At 69.0% G+C, this 21,725-nt stretch carries 21 protein-coding genes; all 21 read right to left on the bottom strand.

The features are described 5' to 3' along the window. Positions 1–62: 62 nt before the first annotated feature. The 21 genes from RIT73_RS00850 to carB all read right to left on the bottom strand — a co-directional run bounded on the left by RIT73_RS00850 (position 63) and on the right by carB (position 21,721). On the bottom strand, positions 63–620 hold the full coding sequence (locus RIT73_RS00850; protein ID WP_309130155.1) for a Trp biosynthesis-associated membrane protein: 558 nt from the start codon (positions 618–620) through the stop codon (positions 63–65). Next, complete coding sequence (gene trpE / locus RIT73_RS00845; protein ID WP_309130154.1) at positions 617–2,191, bottom strand: anthranilate synthase component I; 1,575 nt, start codon at positions 2,189–2,191, stop codon at positions 617–619. The genes RIT73_RS00850 and trpE overlap by 4 nt, the downstream gene beginning before the upstream one ends. After that, on the bottom strand, positions 2,188–2,571 hold the full coding sequence (gene hisI / locus RIT73_RS00840) for a phosphoribosyl-AMP cyclohydrolase (protein ID WP_309130153.1): 384 nt from the start codon (positions 2,569–2,571) through the stop codon (positions 2,188–2,190). The genes trpE and hisI overlap by 4 nt, the downstream gene beginning before the upstream one ends. Next, the gene (gene hisF, locus RIT73_RS00835) at positions 2,568–3,326 is read right to left on the bottom strand and encodes an imidazole glycerol phosphate synthase subunit HisF (protein WP_309130152.1); all 759 of its coding nucleotides are present in this window, start codon (positions 3,324–3,326) and stop codon (positions 2,568–2,570) included. The genes hisI and hisF overlap by 4 nt, the downstream gene beginning before the upstream one ends. After that, the gene (locus RIT73_RS00830) at positions 3,327–4,844 is read right to left on the bottom strand and encodes a carboxyl transferase domain-containing protein (protein ID WP_309130151.1); all 1,518 of its coding nucleotides are present in this window, start codon (positions 4,842–4,844) and stop codon (positions 3,327–3,329) included. Positions 4,845–4,880: 36 nt separating this feature from the next. Beyond that, complete coding sequence (locus RIT73_RS00825) at positions 4,881–6,077, bottom strand: CaiB/BaiF CoA-transferase family protein (protein WP_309130150.1); 1,197 nt, start codon at positions 6,075–6,077, stop codon at positions 4,881–4,883. 2 nt (positions 6,078–6,079) lie between these two features. Then, positions 6,080–6,547, bottom strand: coding sequence for a PH domain-containing protein (locus tag RIT73_RS00820; protein ID WP_309130149.1), 468 nt, complete (start codon positions 6,545–6,547; stop codon positions 6,080–6,082). Next, positions 6,528–7,367 (bottom strand): ATP phosphoribosyltransferase, encoded by an 840-nt coding sequence (gene hisG / locus RIT73_RS00815; protein ID WP_309130148.1) that lies wholly within the window; start codon positions 7,365–7,367, stop codon positions 6,528–6,530. The genes RIT73_RS00820 and hisG overlap by 20 nt, the downstream gene beginning before the upstream one ends. 32 nt (positions 7,368–7,399) lie before the next feature. Then, complete coding sequence (locus RIT73_RS00810; protein WP_309130147.1) at positions 7,400–7,663, bottom strand: phosphoribosyl-ATP diphosphatase; 264 nt, start codon at positions 7,661–7,663, stop codon at positions 7,400–7,402. 46 nt (positions 7,664–7,709) lie between these two features. After that, a complete protein-coding gene (locus RIT73_RS00805) occupies positions 7,710–8,375 on the bottom strand; it encodes a nicotinamide mononucleotide transporter family protein (RefSeq protein ID WP_309130146.1) in 666 nt (221 codons plus the stop codon). 126 nt (positions 8,376–8,501) lie between these two features. Then, entirely contained in the window at positions 8,502–9,161 is a 660-nt protein-coding gene (rpe, locus tag RIT73_RS00800; protein WP_375294955.1) for a ribulose-phosphate 3-epimerase, read from the bottom strand. Beyond that, a complete protein-coding gene (locus tag RIT73_RS00795) occupies positions 9,161–10,513 on the bottom strand; it encodes a transcription antitermination factor NusB (protein ID WP_309130145.1) in 1,353 nt (450 codons plus the stop codon). Before RIT73_RS00795 ends, rpe begins: the two co-directional genes overlap by 1 nt. A gap of 3 nt (positions 10,514–10,516) precedes the next feature. Next, the gene (locus tag RIT73_RS00790) at positions 10,517–11,458 is read right to left on the bottom strand and encodes a methionyl-tRNA formyltransferase (RefSeq protein WP_309130144.1); all 942 of its coding nucleotides are present in this window, start codon (positions 11,456–11,458) and stop codon (positions 10,517–10,519) included. Between the two features lie 65 nt (positions 11,459–11,523). Beyond that, positions 11,524–13,698 (bottom strand): primosomal protein N', encoded by a 2,175-nt coding sequence (locus RIT73_RS00785; RefSeq protein WP_309130143.1) that lies wholly within the window; start codon positions 13,696–13,698, stop codon positions 11,524–11,526. Positions 13,699–13,720: 22 nt separating this feature from the next. Beyond that, entirely contained in the window at positions 13,721–14,923 is a 1,203-nt protein-coding gene (metK, locus tag RIT73_RS00780) for a methionine adenosyltransferase (RefSeq protein ID WP_309130142.1), read from the bottom strand. Beyond that, the gene (gene coaBC / locus RIT73_RS00775; RefSeq protein WP_309130141.1) at positions 14,920–16,164 is read right to left on the bottom strand and encodes a bifunctional phosphopantothenoylcysteine decarboxylase/phosphopantothenate--cysteine ligase CoaBC; all 1,245 of its coding nucleotides are present in this window, start codon (positions 16,162–16,164) and stop codon (positions 14,920–14,922) included. The genes metK and coaBC overlap by 4 nt, the downstream gene beginning before the upstream one ends. Continuing rightward, complete coding sequence (rpoZ, locus tag RIT73_RS00770; RefSeq protein ID WP_309130140.1) at positions 16,161–16,493, bottom strand: DNA-directed RNA polymerase subunit omega; 333 nt, start codon at positions 16,491–16,493, stop codon at positions 16,161–16,163. Before rpoZ ends, coaBC begins: the two co-directional genes overlap by 4 nt. A gap of 13 nt (positions 16,494–16,506) precedes the next feature. Next, entirely contained in the window at positions 16,507–17,070 is a 564-nt protein-coding gene (gmk, locus tag RIT73_RS00765) for a guanylate kinase (protein WP_309130139.1), read from the bottom strand. A 4-nt stretch (positions 17,071–17,074) separates the two neighbouring features. Next, positions 17,075–17,401, bottom strand: a complete 327-nt coding sequence (mihF, locus tag RIT73_RS00760) for an integration host factor, actinobacterial type (RefSeq protein WP_309130138.1) — start codon at positions 17,399–17,401, stop codon at positions 17,075–17,077. Positions 17,402–17,507: 106 nt separating this feature from the next. Further along, on the bottom strand, positions 17,508–18,446 hold the full coding sequence (gene pyrF, locus RIT73_RS00755; RefSeq protein WP_309130137.1) for an orotidine-5'-phosphate decarboxylase: 939 nt from the start codon (positions 18,444–18,446) through the stop codon (positions 17,508–17,510). After that, positions 18,446–21,721: a carbamoyl-phosphate synthase large subunit gene (carB, locus tag RIT73_RS00750; protein ID WP_309130136.1), complete on the bottom strand. Its 3,276-nt coding sequence runs from the start codon at positions 21,719–21,721 to the stop codon at positions 18,446–18,448. Before carB ends, pyrF begins: the two co-directional genes overlap by 1 nt. Between the last annotated feature and the right edge of the window lie 4 nt (positions 21,722–21,725).

Genomic DNA, 21,725 nt, shown 5'->3' with positions numbered 1-21,725 from the left:
CGCTTCGATGACAGGTGCCGTATCGGCCCGGCGACCGGACTCCGGTGCGTCGAGCGCGCCCGTCAGCGGCCCTGCGGTTCGTTCCCGGGGGCGTCGGGATCGTCACGGGGGGCGTCGGGATCGTCGCCGCGAGAGAGCGCATCCCAGGCGGCGGTCGAGTCGAACTCCTCCGGCGTGGCCGCTGTCCGGGCGTCGCGGTCGTAGCGGTTCGAGTTCGTCCACCGCGCCGAGGCGAAGGCCACCGTCACGATGACCCCGGCCGCGCAGACCCCGGCGAGGATCCCGGCCACCGCCCAGCCGGTGGACCCGGGCTGGAACGTGGTGCTCAGCGCGGTCGCGGCGTAGCCGAGGGCCGCGAGACCGGCGAGCCCGAGGACGACGAGGCGTCCCAGTCTCCCGAGCATGGCCGCCAGCAGCCCGCACACCGCGATGACGGCGACGCAGGCGGTCGCGACCGGCGAGGCCTGTCCCGCGGCGTCCTGTTCGGGCGTCGCGACCCCGGCGGGTCCCAGGGTGCCTCCCCCGGGGGGCCCGGCCTGCCAGGTGCTCAGGCTCAGGGCCCAGAGGATGCCCGCGAGGAGGAGGACGATGAGGACCCCGCGTGACTTCGACATCTTCATTCGGCGTTCGCTCCCCGGCCTGCGGGTCGCGCCTCGCGCAGCGGCGGCTCCGGCACGTGCAGAACGGAGGCAGCGGCAGCTGCGGAGAGCACGGCAGCGGCCTTGTTCCGCGACTCCTGGTACTCGAGCTCGGGGACGGAGTCAGCGACGATCCCGCCGCCGGCGTAGACGCTCATCACGCCTCGCCGCAGCACTCCGGTCCGGATGGCGATCGCCAGGTCGAGGTCGCCGTTGAACGACATGTAGCCGACGACTCCGCCGTAGAGCCCGCGGCCGACGACCTCGAGCTCGTCGATGATCTGCAGCGCCCGCGGCTTCGGGGCGCCGGAGAGGGTCCCGGCGGGGAAGGCGGCCTTGAGCACGTCGACGGCCCCGTGCCCGGGCGCGAGCTCACCGCGCACCGTGGAGGAGATGTGCATGATGTGGCTGAACCGCTCGATCTCCATGAATTCGCTGACGTCGATGGTCCCGGCCCGGCAGACCTTCGCGAGGTCGTTGCGGGCGAGGTCGACGAGCATCAGGTGCTCGGCGCGTTCCTTCTCGTCGGCGAGGAGCTCGCGGGCGAGCCGGGCATCCTCCTCGGCGCTGTCCCCGCGGGGACGCGAACCGGCGATCGGATGCGTGACCACGGTGCCGGAGCGGACCGTGACGAGGGCTTCGGGTGAGGAGCCGACGATGCTCACCGGCTTCCCCTCGTCGTCCGAGAGATTGAGCAGGTACATGAAGGGGCTGGGGTTGGACCGGCGCAGCATCCGGTAGACGGTGAGCGGGTCGGCGGCGCAATCGGTGTCGAAGCGCTGACCGAGCACGACCTGGAAGATCTCCCCGTCGACGATGTCCTGCTTGGCGACCCGCACCGCGTCGAGGTACGCCTGCGGGTCGGTTCGGGTCCTCACCTCGGGGGCGGGGAAGTGGGGGCTCGAGATCGCCGACGGGGCGGGCGCTCGCAGCCGGTCGAGCATGGCTTCGACCCGGGCGGCGCCTGCCGCGTAGGCAGCATCGATCCCGGTGTCCGCACCGTCGACGTTGAACACGTTGGCGACCAGGGTGACCATTCCCGTGTAGTGATCGTAGACGGCGATGTCGCCGGGGATCATCAGCTGAACGGTGGGCAGGTGGTGCTCATCGACCCGCGCCGCGCCGAGCTTCTCGAACTCTCGCACGATGTCCCAGCCGAAGTACCCGACGAGGCTCGAGACCATCGGCGGAAGCGCATGCTCGGAGTTCTCGACGGCGAGGAGTTCGAGGGTCGCGGTGACGGCGTCGAGAACACTGCCCGCGGTCGGGACGCCGGCGGGCGGGGTGCCCTCCCAGTCGAAGCCGTCCTCTGTCGAGCGCAGGGTGGCCACGGGGGCGGAGCCGATGAAGGAGTACCTGGCCCAGGCCCCGGAGACGGCGGATTCGAACAGGAAGCTCCCGGAGCCGCCGTCGGTGAGTTTGCGGTAGAGGCTCAGCGGAGTCTCCGCGTCGGCGAGCACGCTCGCGTGCACGGGCACGAGCCGGTGCGCCGCTCCCGAGGCGCGGAACTCCTCGAGGCTGGGGTTTATTCTCAATCCGGTGTCGGTCGTCACTTCACGTCCTTGGGTCGGGGCTGTTCCCCGGAGGTGCTGATGGTCCTGCCGGTGAAGCACGTGGGGGTCAGGGTGTGGCATGCGGGCCCGGTCTGCTCGACTTCGAGGAGCAGCGCGTCGGCGTCGCAGTCGAGGCTCAGGGAGACCACCCGCTGGATGTGGCCCGAGGTCTCTCCCTTCACCCAGTGCTCCTGCCGCGACCGCGACCAGTACACGGCCCGGCCGCTGCTCAGGGTCCGCTCGATCGCCTCGACGTCCATCCAGGCGAGCATCAGCACGTCCCTGCTGGTGGTCTCCTGCACGACGACGGGGATCAGCCCGGCCTCGTTGAGGGTGATCAGCTCTCGCCAGTTCTCGGGTGTGGCGTCGACGTCGGTCATCGGACTTCGATCCCTTCCGCGCGCAGGGCCGCCTTCACCTCTGCGATGGACAGGGTGCCGAAGTGGAACACGCTGGCCGCGAGCAGGGCGTCGGCGCCGGCGGCCACGGCGGGGGCGAAGTGCTCGAGACGACCCGCTCCCCCGGAGGCGATCAGGGGCAGATCGACGGCAGCCCGGGCCGCGGCGATGAGCTCGAGGTCGAAGCCGTCACGGGTGCCGTCGGCGTCGATGGAGTTGAGCAGGATCTCGCCGGCGCCGCGGTCGGCGGCTTCGCGAATCCACTCGATCGCACAGCGACCGGTGCCCTCCCGCCCGCCGCGGATGGTGACCTCGAACCCGGAGGCCGTCTCCGGGCTGCGCCTGGCGTCGAGGGACAGGACGAGGACCTGGTTGCCGAAGTGCCGGGAGATGTCGCTGATCAGCCCCGGGTTCGCGACCGCGGAGGTGTTGACGGAGACCTTGTCGGCACCATCGCGCAGGAGCCGGTCGACGTCGGCGACGGTCCTGACTCCCCCGCCCACGGTGAGTGGGATGAACACCTGCTCGGCGCAGGCGCGGACGATGTCGTGGACGGTCTCACGGTTTCCGCTGCTGGCGGTGACGTCGAGGAACGTCAGTTCGTCCGCCCCCGATGCCCCGTAGGCGGCGGCGAGTTCGACGGGATCCCCGGCGTCGCGGAGGCCTGCGAACTTCACGCCTTTGACGACGCGACCGTCGTCGACGTCGAGACAGGGAATGATCCTCACGGCAACCATTCAGGCCTCCTTCTGGATTCCGAGCCCACGGTACCGGTCCATCCGGCGGGCGAGGCGACGGGCGGACGGTTCGCGCATCAGGGCGATGAGCTCGTGTTCGAGGGTGGCCCCGACTCGGGCGACGAAGTCGAGCGGTTCGTCGCTGGCGTCGGGGTGCTCGGCGATGATGCGGTCGACGACGCCGGTGTGCAGCAGCATCGGGGCGTGGACGCCCTGGCTCTGGGCCATCTCGGCCGCGCGGTCGGTGGTCCGGTGGACGATCGCCGAGGCGCCCTCGGGAGGCAGCGGGGACAGCCAGCCGTTCTCGGCGCTGAGCACCCGGTCGGTCGGCATCAGCGCCAGCGCGCCGCCGCCGGACCCCTCACCCATGATCAGGGACACCGAGGGGGCGTCGAGGTTCGCGAGCTCGGCGAGGCTGCGGGCGATCTCCCCGGCCATTCCGCCCTCCTCGGCGGATTTGGACAGGGCGGCGCCGGGGGTGTCGATGATGGTCACGAGCGGCAGGTCGAGCTCGGCCGCCAGCCGCATCCCGCGGCGGGCCTCCCGCAGTGCCGCGGGGCCGAGCGGGGCGCGCGAGTCCTGGCGGAAGCGGTCCTGGCCGAGGACGATGCACGGGGCGGAGCCGAACTTGGCCAGCGCCAGCAGCAGGCCGGGGTCCTTCTCCCCCTCACCGGTGCCGTTGAGCGGCAGGACGGTGTTGGCCGCGGTGCGCAGCAGATCGCGCACTCCCGGCCGCTCGGGACGTCGGGACCGGGTGATCGCGGCCCACGCGTCCGAGTCCGGGTCGACGACGGCTGGGGATGTGTCCGGGTCGGCGACGGCCGCGGGGATCTCCTTGGCGCCCATCAGGACGTCGAGGACGCGGGCGACGGTGGTGTGGATGCGGTCGGGTCCGATCACGGCGTCGATGATGCCGTGGCGGTGGAGGTTCTCCCCGGTCTGGACGTTCTCCGGGAACTTCTCCCCGTAGAGCGCTTCGAACACGCGGGGGCCGAGGAAGCCGATGAGCGAACCCGTCTCGGCCACCGTCACGTGGCCCAGCGACCCCCAGGAGGCGAAGACGCCGCCGGTGGTGGGATGGCGGAGGTAGACGAGGTAAGGCAGACCGGCGCGGCGGTGGGCGACGACGGCGTTGGTGATCTTCACCATCGACAGGAACGCCACCGTGCCCTCCTGCATCCGGGTTCCCCCGGAGGCGGGACCGGCGAGCAGCGGCAGGCCCTCGAGGGTGGCCCGTTCGATCGCATCGACGAGGCGCTGGGCGGCGGCGACGCCGATGGACCCGGCGAGGAAACGGAATTCCCCGACGACCACGGCGACCCGCCGGCCGTGGACTGTGCCCTCACCGGTGACGATCGCCTCGTCGACCCCGGACTTCTCCCGGGCCGCGGCCAGCTCCGCCGCGTACTGCTCGGAGATGCCGCCGGCGGGGGTGATCGGGGTCGTGTCCCACGATCGGAAAGAGCCTTCGTCGACGACGATCTCGATGAGCTCTTGCGCGTTCAGTCGTGCTGCCACTGCTGTCTCCTTGTCTTCAGGGATCCGGTGCCGAGCTCAGTCCCCGCATTCGAGCCAGGCGAGGATCCCGTCGGCGTCCTCATCGAGCAGCGGCGGGGCGTCGTGGGACTTCTTCGTCGTCTCGACCTCTGCGTCGCCGTGGGCGTCGAAGAAGCGCAGCGGCGGACCGGGCAGGTCGATGTCGCCGAGGATGGGGTGGTCGACGGAGACCTTGAGCCCCTGGGACAGCGCCTGCTCCCAGGAGTAGACCTCGGCCAGGCTGCGCACCGTGCCGGCGGGGATGCCGGCGGCACTGAGCTTCTCGAGCAGGGCGGGCGCCTCGTAATCGGCGAACTTCGATTCGATGAGCTCGATGACTTCCGAGCGGTTGTTCACCCGAGCGGCATTGTCGGCCATGCCCTCGGTCGCGGGGTCGATGTCGAAGGCCGCGCAGAATCGCTGCCACAGGCTCTCGTTGCCGACGGAGATCTGCACGGCGCCGCCGCGGCATTTGAACAGTCCGTACGGGGACAGTGATGGGTGGTGGTTGCCGCCGGGCTGCGGGTCCTCGCCGGCCACGGTCGCGCGGGTGCCCTGGAAGGCGTGGACTCCGACCATGCCGGCGATGAGCGAGGTGCGCACGACCTTGCCGCGGCCGGTGCGTTCGCGTTCGAGGAGGGCGGCGAGCACGCCGAAGGAGCCGTAGATCCCGGCCAGGAGGTCGGCGATCGGAACGCCGACTCGCTGCGGATCGTCGGGGCCGGAGCCGGTCAGGGACATCAGGCCGGCCTCGCCCTGGGCGATCTGGTCGTAGCCGGCGCGAGAGGACTCGGGTCCGTCGTGGCCGAATCCGGTGATCGAGAGGATCACCAGGCGGGGGTTGATCTCCAGGCAGGCTGTGGTGGAGAAGCCGAGGCGGTCGAGGACGCCGGAGCGGAAGTTCTCGATGAGGATGTCGGCCCGCGCGATGAGCTCACGCAGTGTCGCAGCCCCGGTCTCGGACTTGAGGTCGAGCGCGATGGACTCCTTGTTGCGATTGCAGGAGAAGAAGTAGGTCGCCTGCTCCTGGCCCTCGGGTCCGACGAACGGAGGGCCCCAGGAGCGGGAGTCGTCGCCCTTGGCCGGGTTCTCCACCTTGATCACCCGGGCGCCGAGATCGCCGAACATCATTCCCGCATGCGGTCCTGCCAGTGCCCGCGAGAGGTCGATGACCGTGTACCCGGTCAGGGGACCTGCTGCTGTGTCGTCCGACATTCCTATTCCTCCTTGGATGGGGTCTGATCATCGATGAGCCTGCGCAGTCGCTGACATTCCGCATGGGCCCGGGGGCCGTCCGCGTGCTGGATCGCCATCACCGCGTATGTGGTGCCGTCGGACAGGTCGAGCAGCGGCCACGGATCATCCCCATCGGGGGCGAACGAGACCCCGATGATCTCGCCCCAGGCGAATTCCCGGGTGCGCACCATGTTCCGCACGACGAGACCGGTCCGACTCGGTCTGGCCTGGATGTCACCCACCCGCCACAGGGCGAGAGCGAAGATGATGCCCAGCAGGTTCATCCATATCATGTCGACCGGCTTCCAGGGTTTCCAGTCCACGACGAGCAGGGCCACCGACAGGGTGGCGAAGCCGATGAGCACGACGATCGACCCGACGATGCAGATCACCCTGACCTGGCGGGGGCGGAAGACCGAGAACTCGGCCTCAGATTCGGCAGGCGCCAATGTTCGTCACCAGAATCGCGCGCGCTCCGACCGCATAGAGGCGGTCCATGACGTTGTTGACCTCGTGGGCCGAGACCATCACCCGCACGGCCACCCACCCTGTCTCCTGCAGGGGCGAGACCGTCGGGGATTCGAGCCCGGGCGTGAGCCCGATCGCCTCGGGGACGAGGCGCTCCTCGATGTTGTAGTCGACGAGCACGTACCTGCGGGCGACCATGACGGATTCGAGGCGGCGTTTGAGGACCTCGATCTTCTCCGCGGCGCCGTCGCGCTGGACGAGCACGGCTTCGGATTCGAGCAGCGGCTCACCGAAGGTCTCCAGCCCTGCGGCTCGCAGGGTCGAGCCGGTCTCGACGACGTCGGCGATGGCGTCGGCGACGCCGAGCTGGATGGAGACCTCGATCGCCCCGTCGAGCTGGACCGTCGTGGCGTCGATCCCGCGGGCGGCAAGGTCGGCTTCGACGAGGTGGGGGAAGCTCGTGGCGATCCTGGACCCGGCGAGCTCGGAGGGATCCGAGTAGGTCCCCTTCACCCCGGCGTAGTAGAAGCGAGAGGCGCCGAAGCCGAGGTCGAGGACCTCCTGCGCGTCAGCCTTCGACTCGAGCAGCAGGTCACGCCCGGTGATTCCGGCGTCGAGGATTCCCGAGCCGACGTAGACGGCGATGTCGCGGGGGCGCAGGTAGAAGAACTCCACCTGGTTGATCTCGTCCTGATGGACGAGCGTCTTGCTCGTCCGGCGGGCGGAGTACCCGGCTTCGCTGAGCATCTCGGTGGCGGCTTCGGACAGTGCGCCTTTGTTCGGCACGGCTACACGCAGCATGGTGTCCCTTTGCGGTTCGTGATCGGGGCGATTCAGAGGTGGACGTTGACGTCGTCGGGACTCAGTCCCTTGGAGATCATCAGCACCTGCAGATGGTAGAGCAGCTGGGAGATCTCCTCGGCGAGTTCGGCCTCGGTCTCGTATTCGGCGGCCATCCAGACTTCGGCCGCCTCCTCGACGATCTTCTTCCCGATCGCATGGACTCCCGCGTCCAGCTCGGCAACGGTCTTCGACCCTGCGGGTCGGTCGACGGATTTCTGCAGGAGCTCGGCGTAGAGAGAGTCAAAGGTCTTCACAGTCAAAGCCTAGTACATCTTCGTGCACGTCCCTGCTGGCGGGGCGTCAGTCCGTGTCGCCACGCGTGATCTCGGTGGCGCCGAGGTGGGGTGCGGAGATCGTCTGCCGTGACCTGCGCGCCCAGTCGAAGAATCCGATGACGACCATGACGAGGAAGATCAGGTACACGGCCCCGGAGAACACGAGTCCGCCCGCGACTGCCAGAGGGATGCCGACGAGGTCGACGGCCAGCCACACGAACCAGAATTCGACGATCGCCTTCCCCTGGGCGTACATGGCGACGAGCGAGCCGATGAAGATGTAGGCGTCGGGGTACGGGCTCCATGACCAGCCGCCGAGATCGAGGATGTACCCGAAGGCCGCGGTGCCGCCGAGGAGGAGGCCGATGAGGAGGAGACGCTCCCTCCAGCTGGCCCAGCGGACGACGACCTCGCCGGCTTCGGCGCGGGAATTCCGCCACTGCGTCCACCCCCAGATCGCGGCCGCGATGATGACGACCTGCCGGGAGGCGTTGCCGCCGAGCCCGGCGGACACGCTGGCGGAGAAGAGCAGGATGGAGCCCAGTATCTGCACCGGCCACGAGAGGATGTTCCGGCGCAGCGCGAGCACCACGGTGGCCAGGGCGCAGATGTTGCCGAACAGGTCCGAATACGGGACGGGCTTGCCCAGCAGTTCGAATGCGGGGGTGTTCAGCCAGTCGAACAGTTCCATCTGACTCTCTTCAGTTCTCGGTCGGGCGCGGGCGGTTCGGTGCGTGTGGGCGTGTCAGCGCGTGTGGGAGGTTCGATGCGTGTGGGAGGTTCGATGCGTGTGGGAGGTTCGATGCGTGTGAGAGGTTCAATGCGTGTGGGCGGCGGCGAGTTCGCGCAGCTCCGCGATCGCCGTACCCGCGTCCTCGGCTCCGTAGACGGCGGAGCCGGCGACGAGGACGTCGGCTCCGGCTTCGACGCAGCGGGTCACGGTGTCCTTCGACACTCCCCCGTCGACCTGGAGCTTGATCTCGAGTCCGGACGCGGAGATCGCCTCCCGGGTCCGGCGGATCTTCGGCAGGCATACGTCGAGGAACTTCTGGCCGCCGAACCCGGGTTCGACGGTCATGATGAGGATCTGGTCGAATTCGCCGAGGAGGTCGACGAATGGTTCGATCGGGGTGGCCGGTTTGAGCGCGAGGCTGGACTTGGCGCCGAGCCGGCGGATCTCCCTGGCCAGGCGCACGGGTGCTCGGACCGCCTCGGCGTGGAAGGTCACCGAGGCGCAGCCGAGCTCCGCGTAGACCGGCGCATTGCGGTCGGCGTCGTCGATCATCAGGTGCGCGTCGAGCGGAATCGGGCTGATCGCCCTGATCCTCTCGACCACGGGCGGGCCGAACGTGAGGTTGGGGACGAAGTGGTTGTCCATCACGTCGATGTGCGCCATGTCGGCGGTGCGGATCTTCTCAAGCTCCCCGCGCAGATCGGAGAAGTCGGAGTTGAGGATGCTGGGGTTGATCTCGATCATCAGGGTGCTTTCCGCAGGAGGGCCAGGAACATTCCATCAGTATTGTGCACGTGCGGCCACAGCTGGGCGTAGCGGCCATCGCCACGGGTCACCGAGGCGAAGTCCTCAGGCTCACCGCCCGTGATCTCGGCGAGCACGGCCGGGGCGTCGAGGACTTGCGCGTCGGTGCCGCGCAGGACGTCGTCGACGACGAGGACCGTCTCGGCGTAGTGGGGCGAGCAGGTCGAGTAGGCGACCACGCCGCCCGGGGCGCAGGCGTTCAGGGCGGCGGTGAGGATCTCGCGCTGCGGGGTGGCCAGGGCGTTGATGTCGGCGGGTGTGCGCCGGTAGCGAGCCTCTGGTCGCCGCCGCAGCGCGCCGAGGCCGGAGCAGGGCACGTCGACGAGGACCTTCGCGTAGGGGCCGCTGGCGTCGCGGGCGTCCTGGATCCGGGTTCTCACGTTGGACAGCGCCTGAGTCGAGTCGCGGACCAGTTTCACCCGGTGCTTGCTCGAGTCGAAGGCGTCGAGAGTGGTGCCGCTCGACTGGGTGCACGCGGCCAGGACCGCGGCCTTGCCGCCCGGTCCCGCGCACAGGTCCGCCCAGGTCCCCTCCGGCGCCGAGGTGTGGGCGAGAGCGAGTGCCACCAGCGCGGAGCCCTCGTCCTGGACCCGGGCGCGCCCCTCGGCGACGGCGGAGATGGTCCCCGGGATTCCGGTGTCGAGGGTGACCGAGATGGGACAGAGCGCGCTCACGCGTCCGGGCAGCTCGCTCGGCTCGCAGAGTCCCGGCAATGCGGTCAGCGACACCTTGGCGGCGGCGTTGTCGGCTTCGAGCAGGGAGGTGATCTCCTCGGCGGAGCGGCCGTGGCCCTTGAGCGCCTGGGTCATGGCACGGATGATCCACTCGGGGTGGGAGTGTTCGATGGACTGCCTGGCGAGCGGAGTGGCGCCGTCGCTCAGGCGGCGCAGCCACTCGTCGCGGTCGGCCTCGGAGACCCGGCGCAGCACGGCGTTGGTGAAGCCCGCCGTCTTGGGGTCGTTGTTCTTCACCACGGCCACGGTCTCGGACAGCGCGGCGTGGTCGGGCACGCGCATCGACAGGATCTGGTGCGCGCCCAGCCGCAGGGCCGCGAGCGGTTCGGGGTCGATGGTGGACACGTCGCGCTTCGCGGCGTGGGCGATGACGGCGTCGTAGAACTCCTGCTGGCGCAGCGCCCCATAGGTCAATTCCGTGGTGAAGGCCGCATCCTGGGTGCTCAGGTGGGTGCGGGTGAGTTTGGCGGGCAGCAGGAGGTTCGCGTAGGAGTCCTTCGTCGCGACGTCCAGGAGCACTTCCCACGCGATGCGGCGGGGCAGGTTCTTCGCGGCCATGGTTCAGGCTCCTTCGTCGGTGCGGATGGGTTCGTCGAACTGGACGTCTCCGCGACCGCGGAGGAAGTCGAGCGCCGGCATCCGGCCCTTGCCGAAGGGCTGGATGTCGCTCACGCTCGCCCAGCCGTCCCCGCAGCGCAGCACCGCGGTCCGGTTCCACGAGGTGAGGACTCCGGGACTCTGGGTCACCTCGGGACTCTGGGTCACCTCGGCGAGGCCGAAGAGCTTCGTGCGCTTCCCGTCGAGCTCGGCCCAGGCGCCGGGGCTCGGGGAGACTCCCCGGGCGAGGTCGACGAGGGTTCTCACCGGCCGGCGGAAGTCGAGGCGGGCATCGTCGATGCCGATCTTCCCGGCGTGGCTCGCCTCCCCGGTCTGGGGCGTGAGGGTCGCGGTGCCGGCTTCGAGGTCGTCGAAGGCGGCGACGAGTTCGGGGGCGCCGCGATGAGCGTAGTCGTCGAGGGCGGTGGCGGCGTCGGGGTGGTCCAGCGGCATCTCGAGCTGCCTGAGCACGGGACCGGAGTCCATCCCCTCGTCGATGCGGAAGACGCTGACTCCGCTGCGGGCCCGACCGTCGATGAGCGCCCGCTGCACGGGTGCCGCTCCCCGGTACGCGGGGAGGAGGGAGAAGTGGAGGTTGAACCAACCGAGCCGGGCCGTGCCGAGTGCCGCAGGTCCGGCGATCGCGCCGTAGGCGACGACGGCGACGGCATCGACCTCGAGCTCGCGGAGTTCGGCGATGACCTCGCCGCGCAGTCTGCTCGCTTCGATCACGGGCAGGCCGAGTTCGAGCGCGCGGGCCTTGACCGCCGACGGTGTGAGCACCCGCTTGCGTCCGACCGGCGCGTCGGGGCGGGTGAGGACTGCGCGGATGCGATGGCCGGAGTCGGCGAAGGCGTCGAGGGCAGGCACGGCGACGTCCGGGGTTCCGGCAAAGACGATATCCACGCGGGACAGTCTACTGGTCCGCTCGTGAGCTCACTGCGTCAGGGATCGTCACCGTTCGGGGATCGTCACAGGGAGCGGGGATCGTCGATCCTGATGTGCACCTGGGGCAGCTTCTTGGCCGCACGGGAGGCTGTGATCGCAGCCAGGTCGCGGCCCACCTCGGCGCCGGCGCTGATCGGGTAGGCCGCCACCGCCCGCTGGTCCTCACCGTCGTCCTCCCGGAGCAGCTCCTCGAGGGGGTCGACGGCGGCGAGGACGGTGTCGAGATCGGCGGGCCCGCCGCGCAGTTCGACGATGCGGCGGTAGGGCGGGAACCCCAGCTCCCGGCGGTCGACGAGCTGCCTCGACATGTAGGTGATGGGGTCGAAGGTGGTCAGGGCGTTCCGGATCGCCTCGTCGGCCTCGCCGAGGTAGACTGCTCCCCCGTTCTCCCGGGATCGGACGAGGGAGGCCGCCCGCAGCCGGCGGGACACGCCGTCGTCGGTGGCGCGCAGCCAGGGCCCCGGCCACAGGCTGTCGAGCAGCACGGCACAGGCATAGCCGCCGAGAGCGTAGGGTTCGGCACCGGTCGTCGCGACGACGACCCGGGGCGCGTCGTCGACGGCGACGGGGATGTCCTCACCGCCGGATTCGAGGATCTCGACCCCCGGCAGGGCGCGGCGCAGCTCCTCGACCGTTCGGGTGCGTCCGCGCACGATGGAGCGGACCTGGTGGGAGCGGCACCGGGAGCAGGTGAAGGTGTCGCTGTGATGTCCGCAGGCCCGACAGGCGAAGGGTCCGACCTCGGACTGGGTGGTCAGCGTCGCCTCGCACCGCGGGCAGCGGGCGACCTCCTGGCAGCGGGCGCAGGCGAAGACCGGGTAGTAGCCGGATCGTGGGACCTGGACGAGGACCGGTCCGGGCGAGTCGGTGCTGCCGCGTTTGGGCTTGAGGGCGGACTGCATGAGGTCCCAGGCGCGGCTCGGGATGCGCTGCCAGGCGAAGGGGTCGCGGTCCTCGTCGGGGACGAAGACGAGCGGGGCGCCGCTGCGACGCTGGGGTCCTGTGGGGCTGACGTCGCGCAGCCAGCCGATCTCACTCAGTCTCTGCACTTCGGGGCTGCGGTCGGCAGAGACGAAGAGCAGTCCCGTCTCCTCCTGCGCCGAACGCAGCAGGCACACCTCCCGGGCATGGGGGTAGGGGGCGTGCTGGTCGAGGTAGTTCGAGTTCGTGTCGTCGAGGCAGATGATCAGCCCCAGGTCGTTCAGCGGCGCGAAGGCCGCGGCCCGGGTGCCGATCATCAGTCGGGAGCGTCCGAGCAGACCCCGCAGCCAGGCCGTCCACCGCTGGGCCGGGGACTGATCAGCGTTGAGCACGGAGTAGTCGAACAGCCCGTGGTCCTCGCGCAGGTGGTCAAGCGTCGAGCTCAGCACGGCAAGCTCCCGATGGTCGGGGACGAGCCACAGCACCGACTCCCCTGCCTTCAGGACCGGGAGCGCGGCCTCAATACCGGCGGTGATCCAGCCGAGGCCGGGCGTCTCCCCCGGCACCACGCTCAACGCCGCGCGCATGCGCACTCTCTCTGCGCCGTCCGTCGGCGTGGTGGCGTTCGGGATGTCGGCCTGAAGTTCAGTCGCCGGAGGGTCGCCACCGTCAGCCGTCGGCTCGCCGACCGTCGGATCGTGGGTCGGGGATTCGCCCGCCGGTGATTCACCGGTGCCGGGCGCAGGCACGGAGTCGAGCACGGCCTCGGCGTGGGAGGCGATCCACTCGCCGAGGCGGGTGACGGCGCTCGTCGGTGCCTCGGCGTCATCCCGCGAGAACCCCCCCTCAGCGTTCACCGCATCCGCCAGCATGGCCTTCTCCGCCCTGGCGTGGCGGGGCGGGATCGCCAGTCGGAGCACGTCCGGGAGCGTTCCGGCATAGCGGATGGCGACGGCCTCGCACAGGGCGAGCAGAGTGGGGGTGAGGACCTGCAGCGGGCTGGTGATCCGGTCGATCGGGGCCAGGGGACCCACATGATCGGTGTGATCGAGGCGCTCGAGGAGGAACCCGTCCCGGAGCCTGCCGGCGAACTTCACCCGCACCCGCACCCCGGGACGGGCGGTGTCGGCGAACTTCTCGGGAACGGCGTAGTCGAAGACCCGGGCCAGGTGCGGCACCGGATGATCGATGAGCACGTGTGCCACAGGATCGACCAGCGCCAGGGGCACCTGCCCGAGGGCGGAGGTGCCGGTGTCTATCGGGAGTGGTTCATCCATCAAGCCGGGGATGGTTCATCCATCAGGCCGACGACACCGCGCGCAGCAGATCGTCGGCGCGGTCCGTGTACTCCCAGGTGAATTCGGGCAGGGGCCGGCCGAAGTGGCCGTAGGTCGAGGTCTGCGAGTAGATCGGCCGGAGCAGGTTGAGCTCGTCGATGATCATCGCCGGGCGCAGATCGAAGACCTCCCGGATGGCGTTCGCGATCGCGTTGGGGTCGACCTTCTCGGTGCCGAACGTCTCGACGTACAGGCCCATCGGATCGACGCGGCCGATCGCATAGGACACCTGCACCTCGGCGCGGTCGGCGAGACCTGCGGCGACGACGTTCTTCGCCACCCAGCGCATCGCGTAAGCGGCGGAGCGGTCGACCTTCGAGGGGTCCTTTCCGGAGAACGCGCCCCCGCCGTGGCGCGAGTAGCCGCCGTAGGTGTCGACGATGATCTTGCGCCCGGTCAGTCCGGCATCGCCCATCGGGCCGCCCGTGACGAAGGGGCCGGCAGGGTTGATGTGGATGTTCTCCCCGCGGCGTTCGAGCCCGGCGGAGTCGGCGACGGGATCGATGACGAGCTCCTGGATCTCGGCTTTGAGCTGCCGCTGGTCGACGCCGGCGGCATGCTGGGTGGAGACCACGATGTTCTCGATGGTCACCGCCCGGTTGCCGTCGTAGCCGATCGTCAGCTGGGTCTTGCCGTCGGGACGCAGATAGTCCAGTACACCGAGCTTGCGCACTTCGCTGAGCTTCTCCGCCATCCGCGAGGCCAGATGGATGGGCAGCGGCATCAGGACGTCAGTGGCGTTGTCGGCGTACCCGAACATGAGTCCCTGGTCGCCGGCACCGAGGCTGGAGCCGTGATCGGTGACCTGCGCATCGCGGAAGTCGAGCGGGTTCGTCACCCCGGAATGGATGTCGCTGGACTGGGAGCCGATGGACACCGAGACTCCGCACGAGTTGCCGTCGAAGCCCTTGTCCGAGGAGTCGTAGCCGATTCCGGTGATGAGGTCGCGGACGATCCCCGCGACGTCGGCGTAGGCATGGGTGTTGACCTCGCCGGCGACATGGACAAGACCGGTGGTGACCATCGTCTCGACTGCGACCTTCGCGTGGGGATCCTGTCTCAGCAGGTCGTCGAGGACCGCGTCGCTGATCTGATCGCAGATCTTGTCGGGGTGTCCCTCGGTGACGGACTCGGAGCTGAACAGGCGCAGATTGGTATTGATCACGGCGTCGATTCTACTGAAGGCAGTCGTGCTCCGATGACGCGCACGACCTTTTCGGACACAGAGTCCTTGCTGCCGGAGAACTCTCCGAGCTCGTCGACGCCGGTCTCCGAGGGGGCCAGGACGTGGACGGTCGTGTCGTCGTGGCCGAAGGCGCGGTTGTCGGAGACGTCATTGAAGACGAGGAGGTCGACGCCTTTGCGGACCAGCTTCTCACGGGCGTACTCGTCCGCGGTGTGAGTCTCGTCTCCGGTCTCGGCGGCGAAGCCGACGATGATCTGAGAGTCGGTGCGCGACTGCACGAGCCCGACGAGGATGTCGGGATTCTGCACCAGAGTGATCTGGAGTCCTTCGTCCGCGGACTTCTTCATCTTCGCCCCGGCCCGGTCGGCGGGACGGTAGTCGGCGACGGCGGCGGCCATGATGATGACGTCGGCTCCCGGCTGGGCGGCGCGCATGGCCTCCTGCAGCTGCTCGGTCGATTCGACCTGGGTGACCTCGACGCCTGCGGGCAGGCCGGTCAGGAGGCCGGAGTCGACGTTGGCCGCGACGAGCTGGACGTGGGCGCCTGCGGCTGCGGCGGCGTTCGCCAGGGCGATGCCCTGTTTGCCGGACGAGCGGTTGCCGAGGAAGCGCACAGGGTCGAGGGCCTCGCGGGTCCCGCCGGCGCTGATGACGACGCTGCGGCCGGCGAGTGCGGACTGGTCCGCCGGTCCGGATCGATCAGCGGCGGCCAGAGCGAAATCGACGATCTCTTCGGGTTCGGGCAGTCTCCCGGGACCGGAGTCGGGCCCGGTGAGGCGTCCGACTGCGGGGTCGAGGACATGGATTCCGCGCGCCCGGAGGGTCGCGATGTTGGCAACCGTGGCCTGGTTGAGCCACATCTCGGTGTGCATGGCCGGCGCGACGACCACCTCGGCGGTGGTGGTGAGCACGGTGGCCGACAAGAGGTCATCGGCGAGCCCGGCCGCGATCTTCGCAATCGTGTTAGCGGTGGCCGGGGCGATGATGACGAGTTCGGCCTCCTGCCCGATGCGGACGTGGTTGACCGTGTCGACCTCGGCGAAGACATCGGAGGTCACGGTCTGCCCGGACAGGGCTTCGAAGGTGGCGGCGCCGACGAAGTTGAGCGCCGCTTCGGTGGGCACGACCTTGACGGAGTGCCCGAGGTCTCGCAGCCGCCGGATGACATGGCACGCCTTGTAGGCGGCGATGCCTCCGGCGACACCGAGCACGGTCCTCACTGGTCGGTGAAGTCGATCGCGCCGTCGTTGTTCGCCGGTGCTGCGGCGGGTTCCTCTTCGAGTGCTCCGAAATCGGAAGGAGCGACCTCCCGGGACACGATCTTGCCTTCGTTGATCTCGCGCAGGGCGATGGACAGAGGCTTCTCATGGGGCCCAGGGGTGACCAGGGGGCCCACGTTCTCCAGCAGCCCCTCCTGGAGCTGAGCGTAGTACGCGTTGATCTGGCGAGCTCGCTGAGCCGCGATAGACACGAGTTCGTACTTCGAACCGGTGACGGCCAGGAGATCATCAATCGGAGGATTGGTGATGCCTTCAGGATGTGCAGGCAAGGAGTGTTCCAATCTAATCGGAAGCGGATATACCCATCAATTGTATGAGTTCTTCGGCGGCAGTGCGAACACTGTCATTGACGACGGTGACGTCGAACTCGGATTCCGCGGCCAGTTCCTGCTTCGCGGTGGCCAGACGGCGCTCCTGCTCAGCGGGCGACTCGGTCCCTCGGCCCGTCAGCCGTGACACCAGCTCCTCCCAGCTGGGAGGGGCGAGGAACACGAACAGGGCGTCGGGCATCTTGTCCTTGACCTGGCGCGCTCCCTGCAGATCGATCTCGAGCAGGGAGGGGCAGCCCTTCTCCAGCTGCTCACGCACCGGCTTCGCGGGAGTGCCGTAGCGGTGCCGGCCATGGACGACGGCGTATTCGAGGAGTTCGTCGGCGGCGATGAGGGAGTCGAACTCGTCGTCGCTGATGAAGTGATAATGAACACCATCGATCTCACCCGGACGCCTCGGCCGCGTCGTCGCGGAGACGGAGAACCAGACCTCCGGATGATGTTCTCTGATATAGGTGCTGATGGTGCCTTTTCCGACGGCGGTCGGTCCCGCCAGTACGGTCAGTCTGTTCTTCACCAAGCTATTGTTTCAGGTCCTTCGAGTATTTCTCCAACAGGGCGGTCTTCTGGTGCACACCCAGGCCCTTGATCCGTCGTGATGCGGCGATGCCCACTTCCTCCATCGCCGCTTCGGCGCGCCGATCGCCGACGCCCGGAAGGGACCGCAGCAGGTCGAGGACGCGCATCTTCGCCAGTGCCTCGTCCGACTCGGCCTTCTTGAGCACGGCCGCCAGATCGGTGCGACCGGACTTCAGCTCCGTCTTGACCTCGGCGCGGGCCTGCCGCGCCCGGAAGGCTTTGTCGAGCGCGGCCGACCGCTGCTGCGGGGTCAAAGGTTCGAGTGCCACATTGTCTCCTCTGTCACCATGAACGGGCAGGTAGGGAAGTTGCTTCAGTCTAAATCAAAAACTGTCGACTCCGACACTGCAGTGCTCAAATAAACCGAGCAGTTCTTCAGCCGACCTCACGCAGCGCGTCGTTGAGGAACTTCGCGGCCTCCCGGACCCCATCGGGCCCGGCTCCGAGGACCGCCCGCGAGGTGGTCGCCAGGATCTGGTTGCGGGTCAGCGCCCCGACGCCGAAGACCTCGACGAGCTCGGCGACCCCGGCGCCCTGGGCTCCGACTCCGGGGGCGAGGATGGGACCTCCGCAGGCAGAGGGATCGAAGCCGAGGGAGGCGGCGGCGGTGCCGATCGTGGCCCCGACGACGAGGCCGCAGCGACCCAGTCCCGCGGCCGCGCCGACGGCGCCGGACCCCTCGGTCACCGCGGTGCCGTCCGTCACTGCGGAGTCCTCGGTGCCGCTGCGCCTCGCGCCGGCTTCGGTGGCGTTGCGCGCGGCGACCTGCGCTACGATCGATCCCGCCACCGAGGTGCCGAAGCCGGGAGTCCCCTCGGCGCCGTGGGCATGCTGGACCTCTCTGCCCTCGGGATTCGAGGTCAGCGCGAGGACGAAGACGCCCCGGTCGTGCGTCTGGGCCAGGTCGAAGGCCGGCTCCAGCGCCCCGAAGCCCAGATACGGCGAGATCGTGATCGCATCCGCGGCGAGGTGTGATTCGGGGCTGAGATAGGCGCGCGCATAGGCGGCCATGGTCGACCCGATGTCCCCGCGTTTGACGTCGAGGACACTGATCAGCCCTGCCTCACGGGCCGCGGCCAGCGTCTCCTCGAGCACCGCGATGCCGGAGGAGCCGTAGCATTCGTAGAACGCCGACTGCGGTTTGACCGCGGCCACGGCGCCCCCCAGCTCGGCCACCGTGCGCAGCGAGAACTCGCGGACGCCGGCCGCGGTGTGCGGCAGCCCCCACAGGTCGAGCAGGTGGTCGTGAGGGTCGATGCCCACACAGACCGGACCGTGCTCGGCCATCGCCGCCTGCAGCCGCATCCCGAACATCAGGCGCTCCAGTCCTGGAGGCTCTTGACCTCGAACTTGTGATCGCGGACCACCTCGAGGGCGGTCACGGCGGCCGCGAACTCCGCGACCGTCGTGATCAGCGGCACCGAGTGTGCAGTGGCCGCGGCCCGGATCTCGTAGCCGTCGGCGCGTTCCTGCCGGCCCGACGGGACGTTGATGACCATGTCGATGGTCCCCGCGGTCAGGTAGTCGAGGACGGTCGGCTCGGTCTCATCGGCTTCGAAGTGCTTGTGCACCTGCGAGGTCGTGATCCCGTAGCGGGAGAGCACGGCCGCGGTGCCGGTGGTGGCGACGACGTCGAAGCCCATGTCGACGAGTTCCTTGACCGGCAGGATCATGGCCCGCTTGTCGCGGTCGGCGACGGAGACGAACACGGTGCCCGAGGTCGGCAGCTTCACCGAGGCGGCGAGCTGACCCTTCGCGAATGCGGTCGGGAAGTCACGGTCGATGCCCATCACCTCACCGGTCGAGCGCATCTCCGGGCCGAGGACCGAGTCGACGACCTTGCCCTCGACCGTCCGGAAGCGACGGAACGGCAGCACGGCCTCCTTGACGGAGATCGGGTGGTCGAACGGCAGTGTGGATCCGTCGCCGGTCTCCGGCAGCAGATCCCCGCGCAGATCCCTGATCATCCGCCCGACGGCGATGAGCGCTGCGGCCTTCGCCAGCTGCGTGGCGGTCGCCTTCGACACGAACGGCACGGTGCGCGAGGCCCGCGGGTTCGCCTCGATGACATGGAGGACGTCGGCGGTGATGGCGAACTGGATGTTGAGCAGCCCGCGCACGTTGGTGCCCTCGGCGATCGCGCGTGTGGCCTTGCGCACCCGCTCGATGACGCCCTCGCCCAGGGTCAGCGCCGGCAGCACGCAGGCGGAGTCGCCGGAGTGGATTCCGGCCTCCTCGATGTGCTCCATGATGCCGCCGATGAAGATGTCCTCACCGTCGTAGAGGGCGTCGACGTCGATCTCGATGGCGTCCTCGAGGAACCGGTCGACGAGCACCGGCCGGTCCGCGGAGATCTCCGTGGCCGTGGCCATGTAGTCGAGCAGCTGGGTGCGGTCGTAGACGATCTGCATTCCGCGGCCGCCGAGCACGTAGGAGGGGCGGACGAGGACAGGGTAGCCGATCTCCTCGGCAATGGCCGCTGCCTCCGCCGAGGTGACCGCGGTGCCGTGCTTGGGCGCGGTGAGCCCGGCGCGGTCGAGGACGGCCCCGAACTCCCCGCGGTCCTCGGCGAGGTCGATGGCTTCGGGCTGGGTGCCGAGCACGGGCACCCCGGCCGCCTTGAGCTTGTCGGCGAGTCCCAGCGGGGTCTGCCCGCCGAGGGTGCACACGACGCCGAGCACGGGCCCGGCCGCCACCTCGGCGTGGTAGACCTCCATCACATCTTCGAAGGTCAGCGGCTCGAAGTAGAGGCGGTCTGCGGTGTCGTAGTCCGTCGACACGGTCTCCGGGTTGCAGTTGATCATGATCGTCTCGAAGCCTGCCTCCGAGATGGCCATGGTCGCGTGCACACACGAGTAGTCGAACTCGATGCCCTGCCCGATCCGGTTGGGTCCGGATCCGAGGATGATCACGGCCGGCCTCGTCCGCGGAGCAACCTCGGTCTCCTGGTCGTAGCTCGAGTAGTGGTACGGGGTGTGGGCGGCGAACTCTCCGGCGCAGGTGTCGACAGTTTTGTACACCGGGCGGATCCGCAGCGCATGGCGGACTCCGGTGACGACGCCGGTGTCGAGGCTGCGCAGGCGTGCGATCTGCTCGTCGGAGAACCCGTGGTCCTTCGCGAGCCGCAGCACCAGGGCGTCGAGCTCATCGGCGGTGCGGATGTGCTCGGCGACCTCGTTGATGAGCTCGATCTGATCGAGGAACCAGGGGTCGATCTCGCACGCCGCGAACACCTCGGCGTTGGTCAGCCCTGCGGCCAGCCCGCGCTGCACGGCATGGAGACGATCGGCGGTGGCGTGGGAGATCGATTCGAGAACGGCCTCCCTGACCTCGTCGTCGCTGATGTCGGGCAGGTCGTCCCAGGAGAAGGAGGAGCCCTTCTGCTCCATCGAGCGCATCGCCTTCTGCAGGGCGGAGGTGAAGTTGCGGCCCAGCGCCATCACCTCGCCGACGGACTTCATGGTCGTCGTCAGGGTCGGGTCCGCGGCCGGGAACTTCTCGAACGTGAAGCGGGGGATCTTCACCACGACGTAGTCGAGGGTGGGTTCGAAGCTGGCGGGGGTGACCTTGGTGATGTCATTGGGGATCTCGTCGAGCGAGTAGCCGACGGCGAGCTTGGCCGCCATCTTCGCGATCGGGAAGCCGGTCGCCTTCGATGCCAGCGCCGAGGAGCGCGAGACGCGGGGGTTCATCTCGATGACGACGATGCGGCCGGTCGCGGGGTCGACGGCGAACTGGATGTTGCAGCCGCCGGTGTCCACACCCACGGCTCGGATGACGGCGATGCCGATGTCGCGCATCTTCTGGTATTCGCGGTCGGTCAGGGTCAGCGACGGGGCCACGGTGATGGAGTCGCCGGTGTGGACGCCGACCGGGTCGACGTTCTCGATCGAGCAGACGACGACCACATTGTCCTTGTGGTCGCGCATGAGTTCGAGCTCGTACTCCTTCCACCCGAGGATCGACTCCTCGAGGAGCACCTCATGGGTGATCGAGTCGGACAGTCCGGCACCGGCGATGCGGCGCAGGTCCGATTCGTCATAGGCCATTCCGGAGCCGAGGCCGCCCATGGTGAACGAGGGACGGACGACGACGGGGTAGTTGAGGTCCTCCGCGGCGGCGATCGCCTCGTCGAGGGTGTGGCAGATGGCGGAGCGGGCCACCTCGGCGCCGCAGTCGATGACGATGTCCTTGAACTTCTGGCGGTCCTCACCGCGCTGGATGGCCTCGACATCGGCACCGATGAGCTCGACGCCGTACTTCTCGAGGGTGCCGGCGTCGTGCAGGGCGATTGCGGCGTTGAGCGCGGTCTGCCCGCCCAGGGTCGGCAGGATCGCGTCGGGGCGTTCCTTGGCGATGATCGATTCGATGATCTGCGGGTCGATCGGTTCGACGTAGGTGGCGTCGGCGACCTCCGGGTCGGTCATGATCGTCGCCGGGTTGGAGTTGATGAGGATGACCCGCAGGCCCTCGGCGCGCAGCACACGGCAGGCCTGGGTGCCCGAGTAGTCGAATTCGCAGGCCTGGCCGATCACGATGGGACCGGAGCCGATGACGAGAACGGAGTTGAGGTCTTGTCTCAGTGGCATGGGT

It is taken from the genome of Brevibacterium sp., from assembly GCF_031179145.1.
Classification (GTDB): domain Bacteria; phylum Actinomycetota; class Actinomycetes; order Actinomycetales; family Brevibacteriaceae; genus Brevibacterium.
The sequence above is the reverse complement of the archived record's forward strand: the minus strand, read 5'-3'. Positions and strand labels throughout refer to the sequence as shown.